This window comes from Acinetobacter lwoffii (assembly GCF_024129435.1).
Classification (GTDB): Bacteria; Pseudomonadota; Gammaproteobacteria; order Pseudomonadales; family Moraxellaceae; genus Acinetobacter; species Acinetobacter lwoffii_F.
This window is the reverse complement of the sequence record NZ_JAMXXN010000002.1, coordinates 1-12,744: the sequence shown is the minus strand read 5'-3', so window position 1 is coordinate 12,744 and position 12,744 is coordinate 1. Positions and strand designations below refer to the sequence as shown.

Below are 12,744 nucleotides of genomic sequence, written 5' to 3'. Positions count from 1 at the left end.
TTTAGGATGAAGAATCAAATTAGCTCTTCACCATTTTTCTTGGCCTGTTGTGTGTCTTTATAGACATTCAGGCAAATCGTGAACAAGACCAGGCTTGCCACCAATGGCCAAAAAAGTACATATAGGGTCAATAATTGACTTGTCATCTGAAATCTCCTTATTTACTTTTCTCAGATAGCTGGTGAAATTCAATCACCATCTTGTTGATTTGCTTAAAATCAAATTTTTCTTTGCTGTAGAGTAGCGTCAACACAGTACATACCAGCGCACTACTGCCATACGCTGTCAGTGAGCTTAACAAGGTGCCGTATTCACGCAAGAAGCCGATGGTCCATGGCATGAAGCCAATACTGGCCAATATGCCAACGACCAGACCCACTTTCTTGCCGAAGAAACCAAAGGTCATCAAACCCAGCACCACACCAATCCCCAGGGTCGCAACGAGTTCAAAGCCAAGTGCGATCAATCCCTGAATGGGAAGCCATTCAAAACGTACTATCAGAAAGCTGAAAAATGCGAGGCCCACTGACCAGTTAAAGGCCCGGGCATTCACCTTGTCCCAATACAGGCTGACAATCACCGGGAATACAATAGAGCCCCAAAGCGCACCCACAAAAATCAGCATCGACAAAATGTCAAACTTCAAGGTGGCAATCACAATCCCCAGCATGGTGGCAACGATCATGGTCATACGGCCAATAAACAGCATTTTCTTTGGATCAGGACGGTTTTTCGCAATCTGTTTGCCATAAATGTCCGTCATGACAATCGCAGACAGGGCAGACAGATCCGAGTCAGCGGTAGAAGACAATGCTCCAATCACCATGATGAATAACAGCGCGACCATAAATGGAGAAAGATAAGTCGCTGCCATTTGCGGAATCAGGTTATTCAGGTTGCCATCAATGGGCTGAATACCTGCAAATAGTGCCAATAACCCCAGCATGCCTAGACCAATGACAATTGCAGCATAACCAATGGTTGCAGTGATAAAACTTGGTTTGATCAGGTCTTCACGGACTGCAAACAGGCGCTGGGCAATGGTCTGATTACCAATCGCGTAGGCCAATACGGCAACAAAAAATGGTGCGCCTTGTTCCAAGAAGGCTGTTTTAGAGAAAAAATCCAGCTGCTCCGGTTGCAGGTTATGAATCCCGCTTTGAAACAGGGATGGACCACCTAAGGTAAAGAATAAGGTTGGAATAATGATCACAGCCGCGACAATCATCGCTACCAGCTGACCGAAATCGGTAAAGACCGAGGAGCGAAAGCCCGACCAAAGGGTATAGGACAGTACACCGATACCGGTAATCAGCACGCCATGGATAAAGCTTAAAGGAGATAAAATTTCAACCAGTGCCCCAGCGGCGGTAAAGTTCACCATCAGGCTGATGACGCTACCCACAATATTGGAACCTGCCAGAATCATCTGGCTTTGGTTGCCATGCCGGGCATGCATAATTTCTGCCAGGGTGTGGGCATTAGGCGCCAGTTCACGAAAGCGCTTACCAAAGGGATAGATAAATAAAATCATCAGCGCACCCCATAAACCATAGTGGAGGGCACCGGAAACGCCGTATGTATATCCGGATGAAGCTGCTGCATAAAACGAGGCGGCCCAGATCCAGGTGGCGGTCATACTGGCCGCAGACATTCCAAATCCGATGGAGCCATTCGAGACCATGTAGCCATCAACATTTTCATTTTTCTGTTTAATACGTAACGATAGTAGAAAGGTGATGCCATAGAAAAGCACCATCAATAGTACAGTTGCTGTACTAGTGAATTGAAACATACATACTCCTTAAGCGGGTCACCTTTTGTTTTTGAAAATTAAATCATTGGTGACAGATTAAGGCTCTAAAATAGACAGAGCAGTGAAGCTATAGAACATCAAAAAATTAGTGTCCGAATATAGAATTTATATTCATCTCTACAGCAGAAAGGAAAAACCATTGCTAGGCCCAGAATTTGGACATTTCCTCAGCAATTCGGCTAGAGCTTAACATAAAATCATCAAATTTACTGATGAAGTGTCTATTTGGTAAGATTTTTAGCTGATATAGACATGTGAGTCTGTAGCTCTGTTAGTTGAATAAAAAAGAAAATTTTTGATATTTTTTCTATTAATTACAAATATTTATTTTAAAATTTTAGAGTTAAATAAAACCTGAGAATACGGATTAAATAAAAAAGGTAACAAAATTTTATTATTAATCATTTCTTCATTATTTTTTTATATAAGCCTCATAATTCCTGGTAAATTTCCTCATAAATATAAGTGGTATTTTGCTATTTATATTGTGTTTTTTACGCATAATAGAGCTCATGAATAAATGATGAAATTTTAAAATATTGGATATGGTGGGGGATTTTGTCGATATATTTTTTGGTCTTTTAGATGAGTAAATTTCGCTTAATTATGATCTGAGAAGATAAAAATCAAATATAAAAAAATAAAAGGCCCAAATAAGAAACTTTATTTTTATTCTTTTAGAAGGTGAGAATGGATGTCCGGTTTTTCCCCCGCAGATGATGTCAGATTAAAATACCACTCAGTATTAATTATTCTTTCATAGAGGGTAGTAATTTTCCTCTGGTGCTGTAATGGAGGAGATGAGCGGAGAACTGTTCCTTGTGGTGCAGAACGGCAGAAGACCTTTAACCAGTTTTCTAATCTTAAAAGTCAAAGTTAAGAGTCAATCAAAATAATTAAAAACAGTCTGCAAAAATACGACTTTATGAAATCTTGTAATCAAGTATTTCATTTTGGCCTAAATCGGAGCTTTGACAGATTATGACAATAAAACCTGAATTTGATTTTGCACTGATTGTTGTTGAAAAATAATACAATTTTTATATAGAAAATTATTCTGAACCGGTTTTGATTTTTCTTTTAAAAAATGTGATAACCTGTGCGACTACATTCAATTTTCTTGCCTGAAAATAAACAAAATATTTTAAAAGTCCAAGATATTTCAGGCGTAGTTTTCTGCTTTGGCATCTAGCCGATTTCCTTATTTCACAGTAGAATATGCGCTCTCTCAAGTCACATTGTGGCATGGTTGTTCAGACCATCCCGTGGAGCCAAAATCAGCATGTTTATCGTTGCCGGTGCACCCGCACATTCTTCTTTTAAGAAAACTCAACTATTATCGCGTTTGACGTCAATTAGTTCTGTTCAATCAATTGAAAGTCAATGGGTCTACCTCTTTGACCAAGCGCTCAGCGAGCAACAACAGCAATCAGCTTTACAGCTTCTCAACGATGGTCAATCTTTTGAATTGCACCAGGCTGCAAGTGATGAAATCCAGATTTTAGTCACACCGCGCGTCGGAACCATCTCTCCTTGGTCCTCTAAAGCGACGGACATTTTCAAAAACTGTAATACGCCGGTTCATCGACTAGAACGCGGCGTTTTATTTACTTTGAAGGGCGTAAAAGAGCTTTCTAAAGAAGCATTGCAAGTACTTCACGACCGTATGACCGAAAGCGTATTCAATGCGATTGAAGATGCTGCGGTATTATTTGTGGAAACGGCGCCAAAACCACTGAACTCGATTGATATTCTGGGTGAAGGTAAAGAAGCACTGGTAAGAGCCAACAACGAGTTTGGTTTTGCATTGTCAATGGACGAAATTGATTACCTGACTGAAGCTTTCATCACGCTGGGTCGTAATCCGAATGACATCGAACTGATGATGTTTGCGCAAGCCAACTCTGAGCATTGCCGTCATAAAATTTTCGGTTCGGAATGGACGATTGATGGTGAAGTTCAGCCATTATCATTGTTCCAGATGATCAAGAACACCTATAAAGAATCACCAACAGATGTATTGTCGGCTTATAAGGATAACGCTTCGGTGATTGTTGGTTCAGATACCCAGCGTTTTTATCCAACTCAAGAAGACAACGGCCATCAGGTTTATAAATACAAGAGCCAAGCTGCTCACATCCTGATGAAAGTGGAAACCCACAACCATCCAACTGCGATTGCGCCATTTGCCGGTGCAGCGACAGGTTCAGGCGGTGAAATCCGTGATGAAGGCGCGACCGGTCGTGGTGGTAAACCGAAAGCAGGTTTAACCGGCTTTACGGTATCTAACCTGAATATTCCAGGCTTTGAACAGCCTTGGGAAGAAAACTACGGCAAACCATCACGTATGGCATCGCCGTTACAAATCATGATTGAAGGCCCATTGGGTGGTGCTGCATTCAATAACGAATTTGGTCGTCCAGCTTTAAACGGTTACTTCCGTACTTTTGAACAAAACGTCAATGGCGATGTTAAAGGTTTCCATAAGCCAATCATGATCGCGGGTGGTTACGGAAATATCCGTCCAGATCACGTTGAAAAAGATCCGATTTTACCGGGTGATTTGTTAATCGTACTCGGTGGTCCAGCCATGCTGATCGGTCTTGGCGGTGGTGCTGCATCTTCTGTAGATAGCGGTAAATTGGGCGAAAACCTAGATTTTGCTTCGGTACAACGTGAAAACCCGGAAATGGAACGCCGTTGTCAAGAAGTGATCGATACTTGCTGGCGCATGGAAGACCACAACCCAATTGTGTCGGTGCATGATGTAGGCGCGGGTGGTGTATCAAATGCTATGCCTGAACTGGTGAATGATCATGAGTTAGGTGCAGTGCTAGATCTTCGTAAGATTCCATCTTTAGAACCTGGCATGTCTCCAATGGAGATCTGGTCAAATGAAGCGCAAGAGCGTTATGTATTGGCGATTCGTCCATCTTCTTTAGAATTATTTGAGTCAATCTGTGCACGTGAACGTTGTCCGTTCGCAGTACTGGGTGAGGCGACTGAAGCACGTCATTTAACTGTTGAAGATCCATTGTTCGGCAACAAACCAGTGGATATGCCAATGCAGGTGATGCTTGGTGGTACGCCACGTATGAGCCGTACCTATGAAACGATTGAACGCAAAGGCGATGACTTTGATGCGGCTAAAGTCACCGATTTAAAAGATGCGATTTATCGCGTTCTTAAAAACCCGACTGTTGCTTCTAAATCATTCCTGATCAGTATTGGTGACCGTTCAATTACCGGTATGGTCGCACGTGACCAAATGGTAGGTCGCTGGCAGGTTCCTGTCGCAGATGCTGCTGTGACTACAACAAGTCTTGTCGGTTACACTGGTGAAGCGATGGCAATGGGTGAGCGTCCTCCAGTAGCCTTGTTAAATCCTGCTGCTTCTGCACGTTTATCGGTGGCTGAATCGATCTCGAACATCATGTCTGCGAAGATTGAAAAAATCAGCGACATCAAATTGTCTGCAAACTGGATGGCTGCTGCGGGTCAACCGGGCGAAGATCAGGCATTGTTCGAAGGCGTGAAAGCCATCGGTATGGAAATGTGTCCTGCACTGGGTATCGCGATTCCAGTCGGTAAAGACTCATTGTCTATGCGTACCACCTGGAATGATGAAGGTGAAGACAAGTCTGTGACTTCTCCAATGTCGGGCGTGATCACTGCATTTGCGCCAGTGACTGATGTGCGTCAAACATTGACTCCTGAACTGAAAGATATTGAATCTATATTGGTTCGTATTGATCTGTCTAAAGGTCAGTTCCGTTTAGGCGGTTCGATTCTGGCGCAGGTATACAAAGCAATTGGTTCAGTTACTCCTGATGTGGATAGCTTCGATGACTTCAAAGCATTCTTCGCATTGGTTCAAGACTGGAACAACCGTGGCTTAATCAAAGCGTATCATGACATCGGTGATGGTGGTTTATTGGCAACTGTTGCAGAAATGATGTTCGCTTCACGTCTTGGTGTCGCACTTGAAGATCAATCTGTTGCTTCATTGTTCGCTGAAGAAATCGGTGTAGTTCTGCAAATTGCCAAAGCAGACTGGGAAGATCTACAAGCTGAAGTTGCAGCATCTACGCTTAAAGATGCAATTGCAGTGGTTGGTAGTGTAAACAATACGGACCAATTGTCTATCAATGGTCTGGTACTTGAACGTGCTGACCTGCAAGTGGCATGGACTGAAGTTTCTCATCAAATCCAGCGCCTACGTGACAACGTACAAACTGCAGATCAGGAATTTGCCTTAATTACTGATAAAGCGCACAAAGGTATTATCGTCCAACCAACATTCGACTTGAACGAAGCGATTGAAGCACCTTTCATTAACTTGCGTCGTCCAAATATGGCAATTCTGCGTGAGCAGGGTGTGAATGGTCATATTGAAATGGCGGCAGCTTTCGACAAAGTCGGTTTCAATACCGTTGACGTCCACATGAGTGACTTGCTGGCAGGTCGTATCAGCCTGGATGATTTCGAAGGTTTGGTAACGTGTGGTGGCTTCTCGTATGGTGACGTGATGGGCGCTGGTGGGGGCTGGGCGAAATCCGTATTGTTCAATGCTAAATTGCGTGACCAGTTTGAGAAATTCTTCAACCGTCAAGAAACCTTCTCGCTCGGTATCTGTAATGGTTGTCAAATGTTGTCTCAATTGGCTCCATTAATTCCGGGTGCGGATGCTTGGCCACGTTTCCATCGCAATACGTCTGAAGTATTTGAAGCGCGAGCAGTGAACGTTCGTGTGGAAAAATCGAATTCAGTATTGTTACAAGACATGCAAGGTTCGATTCTGCCGATCGCTGTGGCGCATGGTGAAGGTCGTGCAGTTGCAACGGCGGAAAACTTTGCTGCACTGAATGCATCGAATCAGGTGGTTCTACGTTATGTCGACAGCCATGGCAATGCAACTGAACAATATCCGTTGAACCCGAATGGTTCACCGGAAGGTATTACCGGTGTAACCTCTCAGGATGGCCGTGCAACGATTATGATGCCGCACCCTGAACGTAACTTCCGCGCGCTCCAGCATTCCTGGAAACCAGAAGACTGGGATCAAGACGGTGCTTGGTTACGTATGTTCCGTAATGCACGTAAATTTATTGGCTAATTGATATAATCAAGAATTAAAAAAGCCCCGAAAGGGGCTTTTTTAATAAGCAAATTATAGATTTATAGGTGATTAGATATAGAATTGAAAAAGATTAAAAAATGAATAAAGAGTCCTCAAATGTCCGATTTAATTGAAAAAGTTTTACTTTTACAAGAATTGCTAATAGCTAGAGCTACTGATACTTATGAAAAAAGTTCTGCAGAGGCATTTATGCAGCTTAGACAAGAGTTACTGACATTTAAAAACTTTTATGAATATATTCCATTTTTTATTAAAGACACACGCACATTAGATGAATTTGAAGCTAGGATTAAGTGGGATTTTGAATCTTACGCTGAACGTGAAAATTATATTTATTCGGAATTTAAAGAATTCTTTAATGTATTAGAAAGTCTAGATGTTCCTCCATTGGATCAGGTAGTACAGTTGAAGATTGCTGAATTAAGCTCGGATTATATACATCAAATATGGCAGAAAGCATTAGAGCGAAGAAGTACAGATCCCGAAGGTGCGATTACATTAGCTCGAACACTTTTAGAATCGACCTGCAAATATATTCTTGATGAATACGAAGTCGGTTATGGCAATGCTCCAGATATAAATCAACTGTATAGATTGGTGAGTAAAGAATTAAACCTTGCTCCATCTCAACATACGGAGCAGACTTTCAAACAAATTCTCGGAGGATGTAGTTCCATCATTGAAGGTTTAGGATCATTGAGAAATAAAGTGGGTGATGCTCATGGGCAAGGTAAAATAAACTTTAAACCTTCTCCAAGACATGCAGAATTAGCAGTGAATTTGGCTGGTACAATGTCCGTGTTTTTATTCTCATCTTGGAAATTAAAACAAGGTGAATGAATTTTTTATTATAAATATTGTTTTTAAATAGTATCTTAATTTTACTGTATGGAAAAATTAAAATAAATTCACTAACATAGGATTATTCAACCACCAATTTGGTGGATTTTTGCTTTTTAAGCATTCTGATTTTTTAATTTTTTTTCTTCCTGCTGAGTTGGTTTAGATTTTGCTTTTATATTGTATATAAAGTGCTATGGTATGTTTTATGCACAACTTTATTGCACTATAAAAGAAAGATGGAATAGATCGGTTCAGTATCAATTCTCAAAGATGAGGTGATGACATGGCTAAAACACTTAGAATAATGGATAAGGCGGCAATGCGTCAGAAAGGCTGGATGTTGTTTTGTATTGTTCTAGGACTACAAATATTGTTCGTTGTGGGCAGTTACTTGCTGCAGGGTTCTTGATCATCAGCTTTAAGAAAGCCACCATTAAGGTGGCTTTATAATTTAAATAACCAATTGAACCTGCTTCAATACCGCCTTTAACGTATTTTCATAATCAAAAGCTTTATTGGTACTGTCCTGATAACGCCAAGGCACATAACCATCCGGACAAACCAGTACTGCACCAGATTCATGAATTTCAGACTTGGCATTCCAGGTTCCATACACATCACGATAGTCACGTGAACCAATCTGAGTCACATCCAGATATGGCAAATCCAATGCTTCTGCCGCCTGTTTCCAGCCTTTACCGGATAAACCTGTGAGCAGGGTAAAACGACCTTTACCCGTAATATCCAGTGTCGACTGCTTTTGACCATTGGTATTAACCAGCCAGGTATGTGGCACTTTAGCACCCGGACGTGTTGTTGCTTGCAGATAAAGCTGCTGATCACGCTCAAATCTTTCAGGCTCAGCTTCGCTAATGACTGCATTGGAGGTATAGCGCTGATTTAACTCTATACCTTGCGCATTAAACTCATAATTTTTTACTGCTAATGCTTTGAACAATTTCTGGCGGATTTCAGCACCTTGCTCATCTTCCGAAAAAATACGTTCCAGCATTTGTTTTTGTGTAGTCACACCATTGTCAAAACCAAAGACTTCTTTCAGGTATTTATAATCAAAACGTGATTGATTCGCTCGCGCCACAATTTGCTTGCCGACCGGTGCACGCTCAGTCGTATAGGAATCCAGCAGGGAAGGTGCAGCCCAGCCTTTTACCGCGTATGCTAGTTTCCAGCCTAGGTTAAAGGCATCCTGCATGCAGGTATTTGAACCTAGGCCACTCGATGGTGGATGACGGTGTACCGCATCACCACCGCAGAATACGCGACCTTTAGAATATTCAGTTGCCCAGGTCTGGTTCACATACCAGTACGACAATTTCTGGATTTCGACTTCTTCAACTTTTGCACCGACAAAGGCATTCAGGCGGGCACGTACCTGTTCTTCAGTCACTTGTGGTTCGCCTTTGGAAACGTCAAAGCCCCAACCCATAATCCATTCATGCCATGGCGTAATGGCACGTAACAATCCCATACCGAGATCGCCAAAGCTGGCTTCAGGATTCACGATCCATTGCAGAATCGCAGGACGGTGCTGTACATATTTAGTCAAATCAGCTTTAAAGGTCACATACACTGTACCGGCACGTGCCATGACACCTTCAAGAGGTAAATCAAGCTGTTCCAATACACGAGATTTAGCACCATCCATACCCACCAGATATTTTGCTCTTAAGCTAAATTCAGTATTGGTAATGCGATTCAGGAAGGTCGCAGTCACGCCATCTTCATCTCGCACATGTGACAGGTATTCAGTATTGAAGTTATAAATTGCACCACGTTCACCGGCATTCTTCACCAGTAAAGCTTCCATTTTGGGTTGGATCAAATCAACTAAAGGACATGGGCTGCCTTTGATGTAATCGCCATGACGTTCATCTCCCGTACCCCAGGCACTCATGCGGGCGATTTCTTCGCCGACCAGGCTGGTGGTAATCAGGCTTTCACCCATTTGCTCCCAAGGTGTAGCGATCTCTTTGACCTGTTCTTCAACACCAAGATCACGTAATACTTCCATGGCACGCTGATTGGTAATATGCGCACGCGGACTATTGGCCAGCCAGCTAAACTGGGTAAACAGTTGTACCTTGATGCCATAATTGGCTAAGGCCAGACCTAATGTTGAACCTGCAGGACCGGTACCAATGATCAGAACATCAGTGTCATAGTGTTGTGTCATACAAGACTCCATGTATATGCGTGAAGAACAAGCTATCTATATGATCAGGCAGTCTAGTAAAACAGGATCTGTTGATATAGCGATATTCATATAAACTATCGACCTATTCTTATTTGCAATACGTGGGTCATAATCTTAAGATGCTGACCTGATCAGAAACCGGGCAGGCTATGGAACTTCGACATTTACGCTATTTTATCACCGTGGCGCAGCAACAAAGTTTTACCAAGGCCGCCGAAAAGCTGTTTACTGCCCAGCCGTCATTAAGCCAGCAAATTAAGGATCTGGAACAGGAAGTAGGCGTTGTCCTGTTTGATCGTTCATCCAGAAAAGTCAAACTCACCGATGAAGGACGGGCTTTTCAGGTCTATGCCGAAAAAGCACTGGAAAATGCCAAGCTGGCGGTGGCAGCAGCACGTCAGGTTGCACAGCAGAAAAATAACCAGATTCATATTGGCTTTCTAAACGTGGCAGAAATCAAAGTGATGCCTCAGATTCTGGCACAGCTTAAAAAACCATGCCGGACTTGAAAATACATCTGCATAGCCTGACCTGTATGGAACAGATTCAGCGGCTAAAAAATGCTGAACTGGATTTATGTATTACCCGTTTTCATCTCGATCATCCAGATTTTGACAATATTCATTTATTAACCGAGCAAATTTATCTGGTTGCCGCTCAGCATTTACATCCTACAGATCGAATCCTGAAATTACAGGAACTGAAAAATCACAATATGATTATGTGCGAGCAGAATGCTTCGCCCGTATTTTATGAGAAGCTGGATAAACTGCTCTGCATTGATCAACTCGAACATGAGCAGCTGTTGTGGGTGACCAATGTTTTGCAACACATCAATCTGACCAATATGGGAATGGGCTTTAGTTTTGCGCCCGAATATTTACTGCGTTTTTTGAATGAGCATGTAAAAATTGTCCAGACTGATCAGGCACTGCCAAAACTGGGCTTGTATGCAACATTTAACAAGAATTCTCAAAATCCTGCATTGAAGATAATTACCCAAGCCCTTAAAAATACAATAAATATCTGAATTTCAGGAAAGAATATATGTTAAAGCTGATTTATTACGTACCGGACGAAAATCTGGAAGACACTAAAAATGCAGTCTTTGCAGCAGGAGGCGGTGGCATTGGGGAATATAGCAATTGCGCTTGGCAGGTTTTAGGAACCGGACAGTTTAAGCCGCAAGAAGGTGCAGATCCTCATATTGGTGAAGTCGGTAAAATGGAACAGGTAGAGGAATGGCGGGTAGAAATTCTGGTGCCACATGAAAAGGCAGTCGAGGTCGCTAAAGCCTTAAAAGAAAGCCATCCTTATGAAGAGCCAGCTTTTGAGTTTATCCAGCTGCTGTATATCAAAGTCTAAACTCAAAGTATTATTCATATCATATTCATTACGGCGTGTTCATCCTGGCGCGCCGTCAGTCTACATTTAAAAAACAGTCAAACTGCTTTTGTTATTATAAAATTTGCCCTAGCACTCCAGATAAAAAATACAATAAGGAAAATAACAATGCAGTGGCCAAAACCGCTGAGCAGAATGCTCAAAAATACGCTTAGTAAATCCATTCAATACAGTGCAGAAATTCTGCATAGTCGTATTCTCTATTCCAATGATAATCCTTATCTGGATAGTATATTTGCCCCGCAACGGCAGGAGCATTTCTCTACTCAACTCATGGTAGAAGGACAGATTCCGGTAGAACTCGATGGTGCACTAATGCGGATTGGCCCAAATCCAATTCTGGTCAAAAATCCCAGAAATTATCATTGGTTCACTGGCGATGGCATGATTCATGCCTTGAAACTGAAAGGCGGTAAGGCACATTGGTATAAGAGCAGCTACGTCGGAGCTGCCAGCGTGCAGAAGAAACTTCACCGACCACTGATTCCAGGCAAAACACGAGGTGTTGCTGATGCCGTGAATACCAATATTATTAACTTTGCCGGAAAAATCTGGGCTTTAGTTGAAGCGGGTGCTTATCCAGTTGAAGTCAATAGTAAGCTGGAATCCGAACGACATCATCTTTTTGAAAATGAAGAGGATTTGCCATTCACAGCTCATCCGCATGTTGATCCCGAAACAGGGGATATTCATGCAGTTTGCTATGATGTCTTGAGCCAAAATAAAGTTTTTTATCTGCATATAGATTCGCACGGTAAATTGAAACACCAGGTCGAGATTCCAGTGAAACATGGACCGATGATTCATGATTGTGCCATTACCAAATCTCAGGTGCTGATTATGGATCTGAATGTGAATTTCTCGGTTCGCAGTGCTTTAAAAGGTTCAATGCTGCCTTATCAATGGAATCCAAAACGGCAGGCACGTATAGGTGTATTACCTTTTGGTGGCAAAGTCACTGACATGCGCTGGTATGAGATTGATGCCTGTTTTATTTTTTATACCGTGAATGCCTATGATCTGAATACTGGCGATATAGTGATGGATGCGGTAGTGCACTCCAAAGCATTGATCCGTTCAATTCAGGGACCGATCGAAGATCAGGATATACGACTAGAGCGCTTTATTTTTGAACAAGGAACGGGAAAAGTGACACGTACCGTATTATCAAATATCAAGCAGGAATTTCCACGGATTAATGAAGCATTTATTGGACGACAGTATCGTTATATCTATAGGGTCTGTTGACATTTACTGTTCATAATTAACCCTATAAAGGTAGCCATAAAAATATACAGGCTAAAGCAACAGAACTTTGATAATTTC

The 12,744-nt window shown here is 42.1% G+C and carries 7 protein-coding genes and 2 pseudogenes; 6 read left to right on the top strand and 3 right to left on the bottom strand.

Features of this window, described 5'->3' with window-relative positions:
* Nucleotides 1–14 precede the first annotated feature (14 nt).
* Nucleotides 15–146 carry a putative transporter small subunit gene (locus NI455_RS01360; RefSeq protein WP_004645659.1) on the bottom strand — a complete coding sequence of 44 codons (132 nt, stop codon included), beginning with the start codon at nucleotides 144–146 and terminating at the stop codon, nucleotides 15–17.
* A gap of 11 nt (nucleotides 147–157) precedes the next feature.
* On the bottom strand, nucleotides 158–1,795 hold the full coding sequence (locus NI455_RS01355) for a sodium:solute symporter family transporter (RefSeq protein WP_253112055.1): 1,638 nt from the start codon (nucleotides 1,793–1,795) through the stop codon (nucleotides 158–160).
* A 1,303-nt stretch (nucleotides 1,796–3,098) separates the two neighbouring features.
* On the opposite strand from NI455_RS01355, the gene purL reads away from it, so the two are divergent.
* The 3 genes from purL to NI455_RS15470 all read left to right on the top strand — a co-directional run bounded on the left by purL (nucleotide 3,099) and on the right by NI455_RS15470 (nucleotide 8,208).
* The gene (gene purL, locus NI455_RS01350; protein ID WP_253112053.1) at nucleotides 3,099–6,932 is read left to right on the top strand and encodes a phosphoribosylformylglycinamidine synthase; all 3,834 of its coding nucleotides are present in this window, start codon (nucleotides 3,099–3,101) and stop codon (nucleotides 6,930–6,932) included.
* A gap of 120 nt (nucleotides 6,933–7,052) precedes the next feature.
* Entirely contained in the window at nucleotides 7,053–7,796 is a 744-nt protein-coding gene (locus tag NI455_RS01345) for an abortive infection family protein (RefSeq protein WP_253112051.1), read from the top strand.
* A 286-nt stretch (nucleotides 7,797–8,082) separates the two neighbouring features.
* Entirely contained in the window at nucleotides 8,083–8,208 is a 126-nt protein-coding gene (locus NI455_RS15470; RefSeq protein WP_290446990.1) for a KGW motif small protein, read from the top strand.
* Nucleotides 8,209–8,250: 42 nt separating this feature from the next.
* Here NI455_RS15470 and NI455_RS01340 read toward each other — a convergent pair whose 3' ends face one another.
* The gene (locus NI455_RS01340) at nucleotides 8,251–9,993 is read right to left on the bottom strand and encodes an FAD-dependent monooxygenase (RefSeq protein WP_253112050.1); all 1,743 of its coding nucleotides are present in this window, start codon (nucleotides 9,991–9,993) and stop codon (nucleotides 8,251–8,253) included.
* A gap of 170 nt (nucleotides 9,994–10,163) precedes the next feature.
* Between NI455_RS01340 and NI455_RS01335 the strand changes: the two are divergent.
* The 3 genes and pseudogenes from NI455_RS01335 to NI455_RS01325 form a co-directional block, all read left to right on the top strand.
* A pseudogene (locus tag NI455_RS01335) lies at nucleotides 10,164–11,044 on the top strand (LysR substrate-binding domain-containing protein).
* Nucleotides 11,045–11,061: 17 nt separating this feature from the next.
* Entirely contained in the window at nucleotides 11,062–11,379 is a 318-nt protein-coding gene (locus tag NI455_RS01330; RefSeq protein WP_253112048.1) for a YqfO family protein, read from the top strand.
* Between the two features lie 147 nt (nucleotides 11,380–11,526).
* A pseudogene (locus NI455_RS01325) lies at nucleotides 11,527–12,660 on the top strand (carotenoid oxygenase family protein); the annotation flags it as partial.
* Between the last annotated feature and the right edge of the window lie 84 nt (nucleotides 12,661–12,744).